Origin of the sequence: Micromonospora sp. C28SCA-DRY-2, from assembly GCF_030519475.1 — a bacterium.
GTDB lineage: Bacteria > Actinomycetota > Actinomycetes > Mycobacteriales > Micromonosporaceae > Micromonospora.
On sequence record NZ_JAUMKD010000004.1, the window covers coordinates 305,951 to 320,101 of the forward strand.

At 73.3% G+C, this 14,151-nt stretch carries 16 protein-coding genes and 1 tRNA gene; 13 read left to right on the forward strand and 4 right to left on the reverse strand.

Annotated features, from left to right (window positions below; genetic code table 11):
• Window positions 1-41 precede the first annotated feature (41 nt).
• The 3 genes from Q3W71_RS19005 (at window position 42) to Q3W71_RS19015 (ending at window position 2,637) form a co-directional block, all read left to right on the forward strand.
• Entirely contained in the window at window positions 42-449 is a 408-nt protein-coding gene (locus Q3W71_RS19005; RefSeq protein ID WP_302920686.1) for a hypothetical protein, read from the forward strand.
• Window positions 450-547: 98 nt separating this feature from the next.
• A complete protein-coding gene (locus Q3W71_RS19010) occupies window positions 548-1,219 on the forward strand; it encodes an Abi family protein (protein ID WP_302920687.1) in 672 nt (223 codons plus the stop codon).
• A gap of 8 nt (window positions 1,220-1,227) precedes the next feature.
• Window positions 1,228-2,637, forward strand: a complete 1,410-nt coding sequence (locus tag Q3W71_RS19015) for a class II fumarate hydratase (protein WP_302921015.1) — start codon at window positions 1,228-1,230, stop codon at window positions 2,635-2,637.
• A 40-nt stretch (window positions 2,638-2,677) separates the two neighbouring features.
• On the opposite strand, the gene Q3W71_RS19020 is transcribed toward Q3W71_RS19015, so the two are convergent.
• Window positions 2,678-3,226 carry a CGNR zinc finger domain-containing protein gene (locus Q3W71_RS19020; RefSeq protein WP_302920688.1) on the reverse strand — a complete coding sequence of 183 codons (549 nt, stop codon included), beginning with the start codon at window positions 3,224-3,226 and terminating at the stop codon, window positions 2,678-2,680.
• Window positions 3,227-3,311: 85 nt separating this feature from the next.
• Here Q3W71_RS19020 and Q3W71_RS19025 point away from each other — a divergent pair, with 85 nt between their 5' ends.
• Together Q3W71_RS19025 and Q3W71_RS19030 are read left to right on the forward strand one after the other, a co-directional pair.
• Window positions 3,312-4,286, forward strand: a complete 975-nt coding sequence (locus Q3W71_RS19025) for a DMT family transporter (RefSeq protein WP_302920689.1) — start codon at window positions 3,312-3,314, stop codon at window positions 4,284-4,286.
• A gap of 70 nt (window positions 4,287-4,356) precedes the next feature.
• Window positions 4,357-5,076, forward strand: coding sequence for an HAD family hydrolase (locus Q3W71_RS19030; RefSeq protein WP_302920690.1), 720 nt, complete (start codon window positions 4,357-4,359; stop codon window positions 5,074-5,076).
• Window positions 5,077-5,755: 679 nt separating this feature from the next.
• Here the strand turns inward: Q3W71_RS19030 and Q3W71_RS19035 are convergent.
• On the reverse strand, window positions 5,756-6,409 hold the full coding sequence (locus Q3W71_RS19035; protein WP_302921016.1) for an IclR family transcriptional regulator: 654 nt from the start codon (window positions 6,407-6,409) through the stop codon (window positions 5,756-5,758).
• A 178-nt stretch (window positions 6,410-6,587) separates the two neighbouring features.
• Here Q3W71_RS19035 and cysS point away from each other — a divergent pair, with 178 nt between their 5' ends.
• Window positions 6,588-8,003 (forward strand): cysteine--tRNA ligase, encoded by a 1,416-nt coding sequence (gene cysS / locus Q3W71_RS19040; RefSeq protein ID WP_302920691.1) that lies wholly within the window; start codon window positions 6,588-6,590, stop codon window positions 8,001-8,003.
• Entirely contained in the window at window positions 8,003-9,121 is a 1,119-nt protein-coding gene (rlmB, locus tag Q3W71_RS19045) for a 23S rRNA (guanosine(2251)-2'-O)-methyltransferase RlmB (RefSeq protein ID WP_302920692.1), read from the forward strand. Before cysS ends, rlmB begins: the two co-directional genes overlap by 1 nt.
• Window positions 9,122-9,182: 61 nt before the next feature.
• On the opposite strand, the gene Q3W71_RS19050 is transcribed toward rlmB, so the two are convergent.
• Window positions 9,183-10,274 carry an ABC transporter ATP-binding protein gene (locus Q3W71_RS19050; RefSeq protein WP_302920693.1) on the reverse strand — a complete coding sequence of 364 codons (1,092 nt, stop codon included), beginning with the start codon at window positions 10,272-10,274 and terminating at the stop codon, window positions 9,183-9,185.
• A 344-nt stretch (window positions 10,275-10,618) separates the two neighbouring features.
• Between Q3W71_RS19050 and Q3W71_RS19055 the strand changes: the two genes are divergently transcribed.
• The 6 genes from Q3W71_RS19055 (at window position 10,619) to Q3W71_RS19080 (ending at window position 13,450) form a co-directional block, all read left to right on the forward strand.
• Window positions 10,619-10,695, forward strand: a tRNA-Thr gene (locus Q3W71_RS19055).
• Between the two features lie 204 nt (window positions 10,696-10,899).
• Window positions 10,900-11,121: a GNAT family N-acetyltransferase gene (locus Q3W71_RS19060; RefSeq protein ID WP_302920694.1), complete on the forward strand. Its 222-nt coding sequence runs from the start codon at window positions 10,900-10,902 to the stop codon at window positions 11,119-11,121.
• Window positions 11,122-11,228: 107 nt separating this feature from the next.
• Window positions 11,229-11,630 carry a helix-turn-helix domain-containing protein gene (locus Q3W71_RS19065; RefSeq protein WP_302920695.1) on the forward strand — a complete coding sequence of 134 codons (402 nt, stop codon included), beginning with the start codon at window positions 11,229-11,231 and terminating at the stop codon, window positions 11,628-11,630.
• A gap of 35 nt (window positions 11,631-11,665) precedes the next feature.
• Complete coding sequence (locus Q3W71_RS19070; RefSeq protein WP_302920696.1) at window positions 11,666-12,085, forward strand: VOC family protein; 420 nt, start codon at window positions 11,666-11,668, stop codon at window positions 12,083-12,085.
• 3 nt (window positions 12,086-12,088) lie between these two features.
• On the forward strand, window positions 12,089-12,754 hold the full coding sequence (locus tag Q3W71_RS19075) for a DUF998 domain-containing protein (RefSeq protein WP_302920697.1): 666 nt from the start codon (window positions 12,089-12,091) through the stop codon (window positions 12,752-12,754).
• A 66-nt stretch (window positions 12,755-12,820) separates the two neighbouring features.
• Window positions 12,821-13,450: a histidine phosphatase family protein gene (locus Q3W71_RS19080; protein WP_302920698.1), complete on the forward strand. Its 630-nt coding sequence runs from the start codon at window positions 12,821-12,823 to the stop codon at window positions 13,448-13,450.
• 60 nt (window positions 13,451-13,510) lie between these two features.
• Here the strand turns inward: Q3W71_RS19080 and Q3W71_RS19085 are convergent, their stop codons facing one another.
• Window positions 13,511-14,056 carry a protealysin inhibitor emfourin gene (locus tag Q3W71_RS19085; protein WP_302920699.1) on the reverse strand — a complete coding sequence of 182 codons (546 nt, stop codon included), beginning with the start codon at window positions 14,054-14,056 and terminating at the stop codon, window positions 13,511-13,513.
• Between the last annotated feature and the right edge of the window lie 95 nt (window positions 14,057-14,151).

A 14,151-nucleotide genomic window follows, 5' to 3' on the forward strand; every position in this document is an offset into this window, starting at 1 on the left:
TCTTCAGGGATCTACTGTCACTCTCGATGGGAGGGCGCCGCATGCCATTGATCGAGGTGGACGACGCCACCGATAGATATCTGGCCTTCGCCGCTGGCGTCGCCGGGCTGACCAAGGGGGAGGTGGTCGCTCGGCTGGTGGCCCGGGCTCAAGCGGCCGTCGAGCCGCAGCCGGCTGAGGACGGCAACGCCGAACCCGCCTCCGTGCGGGTCTACGCGGACTACGCCGGCCACCGTACCTACGCTCTGTTCGTGCCGGGACCAGGCCGAATCGAGATTACGTCCGGCGCGCTCGCCGGGCGGTCGTTCCGGACTCCCAGCCAGGCGGCGCGGGAGATTGTCCACCATCACAACCCGAACGTGAGTCCGCACCGCAACGGCTGGGGCTTCTTCTTCGTGGCCGCCACCGGCGCCCCGTTGCAGAGCCTTCGCCACCGATCAGTGCAGTGATTCGGAAATAGCAATGCCCCGGGTTGCTTGCTGGGCAGAGGCAACACCGGGGCTTACGTGGGCCATATTAGCGCACCGGAACGAGAAGGGCGAAGGTCGTGGCCAACCTGATGGCCGTGGAGCGGGCGCTCTCGCTGAGCCGGCTTGAACCGTACGTCAAGGCCGCCGGTGCGGGGCTCGCGGAGGGGGTGCGACTCTACGAGTGGAACATCGCCATCTCGGCGGCGTTCTTCGAGGTGCTCGCCCATTTCGAGGTGACCCTGCGCAACGCGCTCCATGAACGGCTGACGGTGTTGGCTGATCGAGAAGCGTGGTGGTCCGCACCGGGGCTCACCTTCACCCCTGCCGCTACGGACATGATCGATAAGGCCTGCGCTGAGATGACCCGCCGCGGCACCGACGGGAGCACAGGTCACGTCGTCGCCGCTCTGCCGTTCGGGTTCTGGGTCGGGCTGCTGAGCGCCGGAGGCCGCTGCAACTACGAGATGACGCTGTGGCGGCCCGGCCTTCGCCGCGCCTTCCCGGGCTACCGCGGAACCCGATCGGCTCTGTATCCCCGGCTGAACACGCTGCGACTGCTGCGCAACCGGATCGCGCACCACGAGCCCATCTATCGCCGACACCTGGCTGCCGACCACGACACCATCATCGAGTTGACAACCTGGATCTCGCCGGGGTTCACGTCGTGGGTAGCCGAGCGCAGTCGGGTTCCCGCGCTTCTGGCTGAGCATCCGCTTTCTGGCTCTCCTCGCTGCGACGACCAGCCATGAGCGGCAGGATGGTACGCGTGACGACTCCAGAGGCGACGGGATACCGGATCGAACGCGACTCGATGGGCGAGGTGGAGGTGCCCGCTGAGGCGCTGTGGCGGGCGCAGACGCAGCGCGCGGTGCAGAACTTCCCGATCTCGGGCCGGGGCATCGAGCCGGCCCAGATCCGGGCGCTGGCCCAGATCAAGGGCGCGGCGGCCGAGGTCAACGGCGAGCTGGGGGTGATCGACGCGAACGTGGCGTCGGCGATCGCCGCGGCGGCCGCGCACGTGGCCGACGGCGGCTACGACGACCAGTTCCCGGTCGACGTCTTCCAGACCGGGTCGGGCACCTCGTCCAACATGAACACCAACGAGGTGATCGCCACCCTGGCCAGCCGGGAGCTGGGTCGCGACGTGCACCCGAACGACGACGTGAACGCCTCGCAGTCCAGCAACGACGTCTTCCCGTCCTCGATCCACCTGGCCGCGACCGAGGCCGTGGCGCGCGATCTGCTGCCCGCGCTGGCGCACCTGGCCGAGGCGCTGGAGGCCAAGGCGGAGGAGTTCGAGACGGTGGTCAAGGCGGGGCGTACCCACCTGATGGACGCCACGCCGGTGACCCTGGGGCAGGAGTTCGGCGGGTACGCCGCCCAGGTCCGCTACGGCATCGAGCGGCTGGAGGCGGCGCTGCCCCGGCTGGCCGAACTGCCGCTCGGCGGCACCGCGGTGGGCACCGGCATCAACACCCCGCTCGGCTTCGCCGCGGCCGTGATCGCCAAGCTGCGCGAGTCGACCGGGCTGCCGCTCACCGAGGCACGGAACCACTTCGAGGCGCAGGGCGCCCGGGACGCCCTGGTGGAGACCTCCGGTCAGCTGCGTACCGTCGCGGTGGGGCTCTACAAGATGGCCAACGACATCCGCTGGATGGGCTCCGGCCCCCGGGCCGGCCTGCGCGAGCTGCGCATCCCCGACCTCCAGCCGGGCTCGTCGATCATGCCCGGCAAGGTCAACCCGGTGGTCTGCGAGGCGGTCCGGCAGGTCTGCGCGCAGGTGATCGGCAACGACGCGACGGTCGGGTTCGCCGGCTCGCAGGGCGACTTCGAGCTGAACGTGATGCTGCCGGTGATGGCCCGCAACATCCTGGAGTCGATCCGGCTGCTGGCCGCGTCGAGCCGCCTGCTCGCCGACCGCTGCGTGGTCGGCCTGGTCGCGGACGCCGAGGTCTGCCTGGCGTACGCGGAGGGCTCGCCGTCGATCGTCACCCCGCTGAACCGCTACGTGGGCTACGACGAGGCCGCCTCGATCGCCAAGGAGGCGCTGGCCAAGCAGGTCTCCATCCGCGAGGTGGTGATCGCCCGCGGGCACGTGGACTCCGGCAAGCTCAGCGAGACCCAGCTGGAGGAGGCGCTCGACCTGCTCCGGATGACCCACCCCTGAGCCGCGCCCGGGTTCCCGGCTCGCAGCTGTGTCGAGCGGGTCAGCGCTGGGCGGCGGCGGCCTTGCGGGCCCGGTAGGCGCTGACCGCGGCGCGGTTGCCGCAGCTGGTGTCGCAGAACCGGCGGGACCGGTTCTTCGACAGGTCGACCAGCACGTCGTCGCAGCCGGGACGCTCGCAGGTCCGCAGCCGGCTCAGCTCGCCGCTGCGGACCAGGTCGGCGATCGCCATCGCCGCCTCGACCGCCATCCGGGTCGCCAGCGGCGCGTCCCGGGGCACGGCGTGGATGTGGTACGGCTCGTCGTCGTGCGTGATGAGCTGCGGCAGCGCGCTGTGCTCCCGGAGCAGCCCGTTGACGATCCGGACGATCTCGTCGGTGTCGGCGTGCCAGATCCGGCGTAGCCGGGGGCGCAGCTCGCGTACCGACTCCAGCTCGGCCTCGGTGTGCTCGTGCCGCCCGCTGTAGGAGTGGGCCACGAAGAAGGCGTCCAGCGCGGCGACGTCGGGCAGGCCCTCCCCGTCGGCGCCGTCGGTGTTGACGAGTGCCGCGGCGGCGATCAGCGAACATTCGGTGTCATGGGCGAAAAGCAACTTGACTCCTGTCGGGGTGCCGGCCTAGCGTCATCGGCATAACCATAGTTTGCCCATGACGGCCCGCTCGTGCCAAGGAGAGCCCATGCGTCAACCACCCGCCGCCGGGGTCGGCCTCGGCCTGGCCCTGCTCTCCGCGGTCACCTTCGCCACCTCGGGCACCTTCGCCCGCTCGCTGATCGAGGCCGGTTGGTCGGCGCCCTCCGCCGTGATCGCCCGGGTGGGCATCGCCGCGCTGGTGGTGGCCGTGCCGGCGGTGATCTCGCTGCGCGGCAAGTGGCACGTGCTGCGCCGCAACCTCGGTGTGCTCGGCGTCTTCGGGCTGCTCGGGGTGGCGCTCGCCCAGGTCTGCTTCTTCAACGCGGTCCGCTATTTGCCGGTCGGCGTCGCGCTGCTGCTGGAGTACCTCGGCATCATCCTGGTCGTCGGCTGGACCTGGCTGGTCCACGGGCAGCGCCCCCGCCGGTTGACCGTGGCCGGTTCGGTGGCCGCCCTGGCCGGCCTGGTCTTCGTCCTCGACCTCACCGGCGCCGGCCGGCTCGACCCGGTGGGTGTGCTCTGGGGTCTCGGCGCGGCGATCGGTCTGGCCGGTTACTTCGTCCTGGCCGGCCGGGTCGACGCCGACCTGCCCTCGGTGGTCATGGCCAGCGGCGGTATGGCCGTCGGCGCCGCCGCCCTGCTCGCCCTCGGGCTCACCGGCGCGCTGCCGCTGCACGCCACCTTCGGCGACGTCACCTTCGCCGGGCAGGTCACCAGCTGGTTGGTGCCGATCGGCGGCCTCTCCCTGGTGGCCGCCGTGGTCGCGTACCTGACCGGGATCGCCGGCGCACGGATCCTCGGCCCGCGCCTGTCGTCCTTCGTCGGGCTGACCGAGGTGATGTTCGCGGTGCTCATCGCGTGGTTGGTGCTGGGCGAGCTGCCGACCGTGGTGCAGCTCTTCGGCGGGGCGCTGATCGTCGCCGGGGTCGCCCTGGTCCGCCTCGACGAGCTGCGGGGAACGGAACCGGTCCCGGCGGCGGACACCGACCCGGCCCGGCCCGTCCTCGCCGCCGAGCGCTGACCTGCGAAGGCTGGTCGTGGTGCCGCCGGGCGGGATGGCCGTCGCGCCCGGCGGCTGCCACAGTGGTCGGGTGCTGACCGCCGTGGTGTTCGACGCGGAAGAGACCCTGCTGGACCTGCGCCCGGCGGTGACCGGCGGGCTGGTCGCCGTACTCGAGGAGATGCGGCGGCTGACCCCGGCGGCGGCCGGGGTGTCCCTCGCCGACCTGGAGTCGGACTGGGACGCGGTCTTCGGCGCGCACAGCGCGGAGCCGGTGCACGAGATCCGGCGCGCGGCGCTGGCCCGGTCGCTGGCCCGTGCCGGGCTCGGCGACCACCTGGACGAGCTCGCGGCGCTCTTCTTCGCCCGGCGGTTCGAGCTCACCCGGCCGTTCCCGGACGTGCGGCCGTCACTCGCCGCGCTGCGCGGACGCTGGACGCTCGGCTTCGCCACCAACGGCAACAGCCGCGCCGAACGCTGCGGGCTCGCGGGGGAGTTCTCCTTCGAGCTGTACGCGCACGAGAACGGCCTGCCGAAGAAGCCCGCGCCGGAGTTCTACGCGGCGGTGGTCGAGGCGGCCGGAGTGCCGGCCGCGCAGGTGGTGTACGTGGGCGACTCGCTGGCGCACGACGTGGTCGGGCCGCAGCGGGCCGGCCTGCGGGCGATCTGGCTCAACCGGCTCGGCCTGCCCCGACCGCCCGACGTCCGCCCGGACGCCGAACTGACCACCTTGGCCGACCTGCCGCACACCCTGGTGCGGCTCGGACAGGATGATCGACTCCGGATCGGCGATCTGGGGGCTTCCCGCTGACGGAGATACCGCCACATCGGCGATGCGGAGTCGATAACCCGCCCGGCCCTGCCCGCGCGGCCTGCGGCCGGTGGTCAGCGGCGCCAGCCGCATGCGGCCAGGGCGGACCGGACCTCCCGCAGCAACCCCGGAAAGTCGCGGTGCAGCCGGCGACTCGTCACGTGCAGCACCAGCCAACCGGCACCGACGAGGCCGTCTCCCAGGCTGCCGCCGCTGGATCGGACCGCCGCAGCACGCCGGCGCTCACCGGCGGGCGGTCAGCGATCGGCTCGAACCCCTGCCGGGTGCCGACCTGCCCAGACCTGGTGCACTCCGTCGGACCGCTCCCGCCCACCGCCGACCTCGCCGGAGGCACAGCCGGATCCAGGAGGCGCCGCGGAGCCGGTGTCGGGTCAGCAGGCCGCGCCGGATGGCGTCGGACCCGCGGAAGACCTGCCAGGCGAGGGCATCCGGCCGGTGGGGGCGAGGGGGCATGTCCCGAGCCTGGCGGGCACGACCCGCCCGACGCCGTCCCTGTGGACAACGGGCGGGTGCCGGCCGAGGCACCCCTGTGGACAACCGCGTCGGGCGGTCCCGACCGTGGTATGGGAGATCGACTCCGGTTCGCCGACGTGGCGGTGTCCGAGCCGGCGGGATGACCCGATGCCGGGGTTATGGAGTCGAGTCCGGGCCGGCCGGGTCAGGCGAGGGCGGTGGCGATGGCCTCGGCGGCGGCGAGGACCTGGGCGCCGACCGCCTCCGCGTCCAGCGGGGCCAGCGCCACCACGCCGACGCTCGCCTCCAGGCCGGGCACCCCGAGCACCGGCGCGGCCACCCCGTACGCCCCGGACTGGAGTTCGCCGGCGCTGCTCACCGGGCCGGCGGCGCCCGACCGGCCGGCGAGGATGGCCCGCCCGGCCGCCCCGCGCTCCAGCGGATGCCGGGCCCCGGTCCGGTACGCGACGTGGAACGACGTCCAACTCGGCTCGACCACCGCGATGGCGACCCCCTCGCCGCCCTCGACGACGGTCAGGTGGGCGGTGGCGCCGGCCTGCTCGGCGAGCCGGCGCAGCGCGGGCAGCGCTCCCTCGGCGAGCAGCGGCTGGGCCCGCCGGGCCAGGTGCAGCACCCCGGCGCCGAGGCGCAGCCGGCCCTCGCCGTCGCGGCGCAGCATGCCGTGCCCGGTCAGCGCGCCGACCAGCCGGTAGACCGCGGCCCGGCCGATGCCCAGCCGGTTCGCCGCCTCGGTGACGGTCAGGCCGCCCGGCGCGTCGGCGACCAGGTGCAGCAGCCGCAGCCCTCGGTCCAGGGTCTGCGCGGTCTCCCCGCCGCCGGTCGCCCGGTCGGCGGGCACCCCGGCGGGACGGTCGCCCGGCTGACCGGAGCCGGACGGCGAGCCCGCACCCGCCCGGCCGTCCGGCCGGGTGGTCAGGTCGCCGGGCTCGCCGGGTCGCGCCGCCGTGTCCACAGCACGCAGCGTACGGCCCGGCTCCCGCCAACCCGGGGACCGCCCGGACGGCTACCCTTGTACGGTGACGCTACGCCTGTATGACACCGCCACCCGATCGGTGCGGGACTTCGTCCCGCGGGAAGCCGGCAAGGTGGGGGTCTACCTGTGTGGTCTCACCCTTCAGGCGCCGCCGCACATCGGCCACCTCCGCTCCGGGGTCAGCTACGACGTGCTGCGCCGCTGGCTGCTGGCCTCCGGCTACGAGGTCACCTTCATCCGCAACCTGACCGACATCGACGACAAGATCCTGGTCAAGGCGGTGGAGCAGGGGCGGCCGTTCTGGTCGATCGCGTACGTCAACGAGCTGATCCTGGCCGCGGCGTACCGGGAGCTGAACGTGCTGCCGCCGACGTACGAGCCGCGCGCCACCGGGCACATCCCGGAGATGCACGAGCTGATCGCCAAGCTGATCGCCGACGGGCACGCCTACCCGGCGCTCGACGGCTCCGGCGACGTCTACTTCGACGTCAGCTCGTGGCCGAGCTACGGGTCGCTGTCCGGGCAGTCGCCGGACGCCATGCAGTCCGCCGGCGACGCCCCCGACCGGGGCAAGCGCGACCCGCGGGACTTCGCGCTCTGGAAGGGCGTCAAGCCCGACGAGCCGGCCGACGCCTACTGGCCGTCGCCGTGGGGGCGGGGCCGGCCGGGCTGGCACATCGAGTGCTCGGCGATGTGCTGGCGCTACCTCGGGGCGGAGTTCGACATCCACGGCGGCGGGCTCGACCTGACCTTCCCGCACCACGAGAACGAGCTGGCCCAGTCCCAGGCGGCCGGGCTGCCGTTCGCCCGCTACTGGGTGCACCACGGGCTGCTCAGCATCGGCGGGGCCAAGATGGGCAAGTCGCTGGGCAACGCCCTCGACCTGGCGTACGTGGACTCGCTCGGGGTGCGCCCCATCGAGCTGCGCTACTACTACGCCGCCGCGCACTACCGCTCGCTCATCGACTACTCCGAGGACGCGCTGCGCGAGGCGGCCACCGCGTACCGGCGGATCGAGGGCTTCGTGCAGCGGGCCGCCGAGCGGGTCGGCGCCGGCCGGCTGGGCGAGCTGCCGGCCGGGTTCGTGGCGGCCATGGACGACGACCTGAACACCTCGGCGGCGCTGGCCGTGCTCCAGGCCGTGCTCCGCGACGGCAACACCGCGCTGACCGCCGGCGACGATGTGACCGTCCGCATGACGCTCGCCGCCGTCCGCGCCATGCTGGATATCCTCGGCGTCGACCCCCTCGACCCGGCGTGGACCGGTGGTGGCCGGGCCGACGACCTGCGGGGCGTGGTGGATTCCCTGGTCGCACTCGCCCTGGAGCAGCGCGCGCAGGCCCGCGGCCGCAAGGACTGGGCCGCCGCCGACGCGGTACGCGACCAGCTCAAGCAGGCCGGCGTGGTGGTCGAGGACACCCCGCAGGGCCCCCGTTGGACTATTGGAGAGCAGGACTGATGGCCGGCAACTCGCAGCGCCGTGGCCGGCGACTGACACCGAAGGCGGGCGCCCCGAAGGGCTCCGGCGGCAAGAACCGGGAGGCCCTCGCCGGGCGGGGTCGCACCCTGCCCGCCGACGAGCGGCCCTGGCACAAGGCGTACTCGGGCACCGAGAAGCTGCCCCAGCGCACCGCCTGGAAGCAGGAGAAGGAGCGCCGGGCCGCCGCCGAGGAGGGGCGCGCCCCGAAGATCGGTCAGCCGGGCACGAAGGACACCACCTGGGGCAAGGGCAGCCGGGCCGGCGTCCCGCTGAGGGGCGGCAAGGGCCAGGGCAAGCCCGGCGGCCGGGGCGGCCCGCGGGTCGCCCCCGGGCGCAAGTTCAACCCGGCCAAGGACAGCCCGGAGCTGCTGGTCGGCCGGAACCCGGTGCTGGAGTCGCTGCGCGCCCAGGTGCCGGCGACCGCCCTCTACACCGCCCAGGGCATCGACATCGACGACCGGATCAACGAGATCGTCCGGACCGCCGCCGACCGGGGCATCGCGATCCTGGAGGTCAGCCGCGCCGAGCTGGACCGGATGACCGGCGGCGTGCTGCACCAGGGCGTCGGGCTCCAGGTCCCGCCGTTCGCGTACGAACCGTTCGACGATTTGGTCGCGGCGGCCCTGGAGCAGACCGCCCCGCTGCTGGTGGCGCTGGACGGGGTGACCGACCCGCGCAACCTCGGCGCGGTGATCCGGTCCGCCGCCGCCTTCGGCGCGCAGGGCGTGTTCGTACCGGAGCGGCGGGCCGCCGGGATCACCGCGACGGCCTGGCGGACCAGCGCCGGCGCGGCGGCACGGGTGCCGGTCGCCCAGGTGACCAACCTGACCCGGTCGCTGAAGGCCTGCCAGGACGCCGGGTTCGTGGTGGTCGGGCTGGACGCCGACGGCGACACCGACCTCTACGACCTGGAGGCCGCGGTCGGTCCGCTGGTCGTGGTGGTCGGCTCGGAGGGCCGTGGGCTGTCCCGGCTGGTCGGGGAGACCTGCGACCTGACCGTGAGCATCCCGATGGTCTCCGCGGTCGAGTCGCTCAACGCCAGCGTGGCCGCGGCCGTCACCCTCGCCGAGGTGGCGCGCCGCCGCGCCGCCAGCTGAACCACCGAAGACGAAAAGGGGCGGCCCGCCGATCGGCGGGCCGCCCCTTTTCGGTCGTACGTCAGATCCGCTTGCCGGTGGCCGCGTTGAACACGTGGGTACGGCCCTCGCGCGGCTTGACGAACACGGTGTCGCCCATGTTCGGCATGGTCCGACGGTCGGTCCGGACGACGAAGCGCTCGGAAGCGCCGCCCAGCGCGGCGTGGCCGTAGACGTTCGCGTCCGAGCCCAGGTCCTCGACCAGCTCGACCACGACCGGCATGCCGCCCTCGGTCGGGCTGACCAGGTCGCAGTCCTCCGGCCGGAAGCCGACGGTCACCTTGCCGTCGCCGCCCTCGGCGCGGGCCGCCTCGACCTGCTCCCGGGTGAGCGGGATGTTCATCTCGGCGAACGCGGCGCCCGACTCGTTCAGCGGCACGGTCTTGATGTTCATGGCCGGGGAGCCCATGAAGCCGGCGACGAAGACGTTGGCCGGGGTGTCGTAGAGCGCCCGCGGGGTGTCCACCTGCTGGAGCACGCCGTCGAGCAGCACCGCGACCCGGTGGCCCATGGTCATCGCCTCGACCTGGTCGTGCGTCACGTAGACGGTGGTGACGCCGAGCTTGGCCTGCAGCGAGGCGATCTGGGTACGGGTCTGCACGCGCAGCTTGGCGTCGAGGTTCGACAGCGGCTCGTCCATGAGGAAGACCTGCGGCTCGCGGACGATCGCCCGGCCCATCGCGACCCGCTGGCGCTGACCACCGGAGAGCGCCTTCGGCTTGCGGCCCAGGAACTCCTCCAGCTGGAGCAGCGCGGCCGCCTCCTTGACCCGCCGGTCGATCTCCGACTTCGAGGTCTTGCGGAGCTTCAGGGCGAACGCCATGTTCTCGTACACCGTCATGTGCGGGTAGAGGGCGTAGTTCTGGAAGACCATCGCGATGTCGCGGGCCTTCGGCGGCAGGTGGGTGACGTCGCGGTCGTCGATGTAGATCGAGCCCTCGTCGACGTCCTCGAGGCCGGCGAGCATCCGCAGGCTGGTGGACTTACCGCAACCGGAGGGGCCGACCAGGACGAGGAACTCGCCGTCGCCGATCTCCAGGTCCAGGGCGTTGACGGCGGGGCGCTCGGTGCCCGGGTAGATCCGGGACGCCTTCGAATAGGTGACCGTAGCCATGGTGGAGCGCTTCCTTTCACCGGCAGGAACGTGCCGGACGATCCGAGTGAAGAGGAGCGACCGGCACGGTGCCGTGCCGGCCAACGGGCGACGTGCCGGTCACCGGGGGTGGTCGGGGTGTCGTCCGTGTCACTGCACGGTAAACGGTCTTGGCGGCGCTGCCAAGGCGCGCGACGGTGGATGGGATCGACGGCATACGGCATTCCGGTCACTCGGGCACGTCCGGACATCAATCGCCGCGAGGGTGGCCGGAGACGGTCGGGATGTTGACGTTTCCCGTGCTCGCAAGGCCTGCCGAGCGGGATATTCGGACGTCAGTCGCTATGCTGACCACGACGCGACGCGCCCCTGTAGCTCAGCTGGCCAGAGCACTCGCCTTGTAAGCGAGATGTCGCCGGTTCGATCCCGGCCGGGGGCTCCATCTCCACCGGGGCGGGTGTTGTCCGCGCCCGCGCCGATCGGCAGTAGTTCCGGAACGGCCGCCCCACATCACGGCGGTGAGCTTCCTTTCTTCCGGGCCTCGACAACGCCGTCCGACGGCCGCGAGCGGGACGGATCCGGCGGTCCGCGACCGGACCGGACGTGAATCGTCCCCGGACCGGTGCCCGGTAGGGTGCCGACCCCCGTGCGGTGGCACCGGCGCAGCGGTGACGTCCAGTCCGTGTACGTGGTGCCGGAGCTGCGGGACGCCGGGATCGGCGCGATCCTGCTGGAGGCCGTGCTGGCCGAGGCGGCGAAGCTGGAGTTGGAGCAGGTCACCGTCCACTCGACCGAGCGGGCCATCCCCTTCTACCAGCGGGTCGGCTTCCAGCACGACCAGCGCTGGCTCCGCTGGCAGCCGGAGTGACGGCCGCCCCGAGCTGACCTGCGGCTCCGGCTGCGGCCACCCCCGGCACGCGCCGCGGGAAACCGGCTGGGTGGCGGCATATCCTGGCTCCGGCCGGAGGGAGTCGGGTGAGTCGCGCGGTGGAGGAGTCGAACCGGGCGATGCTGCGCGCCCGGGACGCCATGGACCGGTCGTACGACCAGCCGCTGGACATCCCCGCGCTGGCCCGGATCGCGCACGTGTCGGAGGCACACTTCATCCGGACCTTCCGGGCCACCTTCGGCGAGACCCCGCACCGCTACCTCCAGCGGCGGCGGGTGGAGCGGGCGATGTACCTGCTGCTGCAGACCGACCGGGACGTCACCGACATCTGCTACGCGGTGGGCTTCGGCAGCCTGGGCACGTTCAGCCGCACGTTCCGGCAGATCGTCGGCGAGTCGCCCACCGACTACCGCAAGCGGGCGGCGCCCGCCGCGGCGGTGCCGACCTGCTTCACCAAGGCCTGGACCAGACCCAGCAGTTTTGGATAAGCAGCAGGTCAGGGCGGTCTCCTAGGGTCGTTGGCATGACGATGAACGCACTGACCCGCTCGCAGATCTACGTCCTCGACCAGAACGAGGCCCTCGACTTCTACGTCGGCAAGCTCGGCATGGAGGTGCACACCGACGCGGACCTCGGCTTCATGCGCTGGCTGACGGTCAACGTGCCCGGGGACCGGCAGCGGGAGATCCTGCTGGAGACCCCCGGCCCGCCGCGGCTGGACCCGAAGACCGCCGAGCAGGTCCGGGAACTGCTCACCAAGGGCGCGATGGGCGGCTCCCTCTTCCTCACCACCGACGACGCGCACAAGACGTACGCGGACCTGGTCGCCAAGGGCGTGGACATCACCGACGAGCCCACCGACCGCCCGTACGGGATCGACTTCGGCATCCGCGACCCGTTCGGCAACCACATCCGCATCGGCCAGATGCACGGGCAGGGCTGACGGATGAGCGAGGTGACCGTCGGCGCCCGGCCGGTGGACCGGGTGGCCGGGGACCGGGTGCTGCTGGCCGGCGGCGCGCTGGCCGGCCCGCTCTGGGTGGCCGCCGCTCTGGCCCAGGGGCTGACCCGGGACGGCTTCGACTTCCGGCGGCACCCGGTGAGCGTGCTGAGCACCGGCGACCTGGGTTGGATCCAGATCAGCAGCTTCGTGGTGGCCGGCCTGCTCTGCCTGGGGGCGGCGGCCGCGCTGCGCCGGGTGCCGCATCCGGGCCTCGGGCCGCGTACCGCGCCCTGGCTCGTCGGGCAGTACGGCCTGGGCATGGTGCTCGCCGGCGTCTTCGTCGCCGACCCGCTGGACGGTTTCCCGGCCGGTACGCCCGCCGGCCCGGGTGAGGTGAGCTGGCACGGCCTGGCACACCTCGGTGCCGGGGTGCTGGCCTTCACCGCGCTGATCGGGGCGTGCCTGGTCGCCGGGCGCCGGTTCGCCCGGCGGGGCGAGCGGGGCTGGGCGGCGTACAGCGTCGCCAGTGGCGGCTACTTCGCGGTGGCCTGGGTGGCGCTGATGGTCTCGGCCGGCAACCCGGTCGCGATGGTCGGGTTCGGGGTGGCCGCGGTGGTCGGCTGGGCCTGGCTCTCGGCGACCCTGCTGCGGGCCCTGCGGACGGCCTGACCGGGGTTGTCATGATCGGGAGGCGCGACACCCGTCGCGCCTCCCGACCCGTGTGAGGTGACCGCGATGGCGACCCGCCTGCTCTACCTGGCCCGGCACGGCGAGCAGGACCGTCCGCCGCGGACCCCACCGGGCGTCGACCCGCCGGAGGCCGGGCTCTCCGCGCGGGGCCGCCGGCAGGCGACGCTGCTCGGCGAGCGGCTGCGCGGCGTACCGTTCGACGCCGTGCACCACGGCCCGCTGCCCCGGGCCGCGCAGACCGCCGAGCTGGTCGCCGCCGCCCTGCCCGGGATCCCGGTGTCCGCGTCGGAAGAGGTCGGCGACCACCTGCCGGACGACACCGACCCGGCCGGGCTGCCCGAGGCGTACGCCCGGTTCCTGGCCGGCTTCGACGCCGCCGAGCGGGCCGACGGGCCGCGACTGACCGCGGCGGCGGTGCGCCGGTTCGCCACCGCGCCGGACGACGGCGACCGGCGCGAACTGGTCGTCACCCACACGTTCCTGATCGCCTGGTTGGTCCGGCACGCGCTGGACGCGCCGGCCCGGCGCTGGCTGGGCTTCAACGCGCACAACTGCGGGTTGACGGTGATCCGCTACCGGGACGGCGTACCGCCGAGCCTGATCGCCGTCAACGACGTCGCCCACCTGCCGCCGGAGCTGCGCGCCACCGGCCTGCCGGCCGACTACCGGATCTGAGCCGTCGGGCAGCCACACCGTGGGCGCCGGGACGTGCGGGGCGCCGGGGGCCGGCGCCGGTCAACCGGTGGCCCGCTCCAGCAACGCCACCACCGCGCTGGTGACCTCGGGGATGGTGCCGTCGGCGGGGCAGTCGACGTAGCCGGTCTCGACATCGCCGACGGTCAGCCGGTAGCTGAACGCGTCCCGGCACGCGGTGTCGATGTTGGCCAGGCCGGCCTCGGTGGGCAGCCGGGGATCGGCGACCAGCCGGCGTAGCCGGTCGAGGTCGGCCGGTTCCAGCCGCCCGGTACGCCGCGACCCGGCCCGGTCGACGGCCGTCCACCGGCCGTCGGGCTCCACCGCGACCGTGTCGCCGCGCCCGGCGAATCCGCCGGTGCGGGTGAGCACGATCCGGCCACCGGACGGCGCGACGACAGTCCCGCTCGGAGCCGGCGTCACCGTCCGGCTCGGAGCCGGCGGAGGCGACCCGGTCGGAGCGGCCGGTCCGGCTGTGGTGGGTGCGGCCGGCGGGGTGGTGCCGCGGCCCTGGTCGGGGCGGGACGGTTCGGCCGCCGAGCAGCCGGTGAGCAGCAGCGTGACCAACGCGATCTTGACACCGGTCATCGAGGCTGGTCTCATGCCAGTCGGACGGGTGGCGGCGCGGCGCGGTTCCCGTCACCCGAGTTTCCCTTGAACGGCCGGCGTCCGGGGCGGCGCGG

Coding starts and splice junctions, on each gene's coding strand:
- rlmB (WP_302920692.1), top strand. CDS start 8,003: ATGGCCGGCAACTCGCAGCGCCGTGGCCGGCGACTGACACCGAAGGCG.
- Q3W71_RS19025 (WP_302920689.1), top strand. CDS start 3,312: ATGCGTCAACCACCCGCCGCCGGGGTCGGCCTCGGCCTGGCCCTGCTC.
- Q3W71_RS19075 (WP_302920697.1), top strand. CDS start 12,089: ATGAGCGAGGTGACCGTCGGCGCCCGGCCGGTGGACCGGGTGGCCGGG.
- Q3W71_RS19050 (WP_302920693.1), bottom strand. CDS start 10,274: ATGGCTACGGTCACCTATTCGAAGGCGTCCCGGATCTACCCGGGCACC.
- Q3W71_RS19080 (WP_302920698.1), top strand. CDS start 12,821: ATGGCGACCCGCCTGCTCTACCTGGCCCGGCACGGCGAGCAGGACCGT.
- Q3W71_RS19085 (WP_302920699.1), bottom strand. CDS start 14,056: ATGACCGGTGTCAAGATCGCGTTGGTCACGCTGCTGCTCACCGGCTGC.
- Q3W71_RS19005 (WP_302920686.1), top strand. CDS start 42: ATGCCATTGATCGAGGTGGACGACGCCACCGATAGATATCTGGCCTTC.
- Q3W71_RS19070 (WP_302920696.1), top strand. CDS start 11,666: ATGACGATGAACGCACTGACCCGCTCGCAGATCTACGTCCTCGACCAG.
- Q3W71_RS19015 (WP_302921015.1), top strand. CDS start 1,228: ATGGTACGCGTGACGACTCCAGAGGCGACGGGATACCGGATCGAACGC.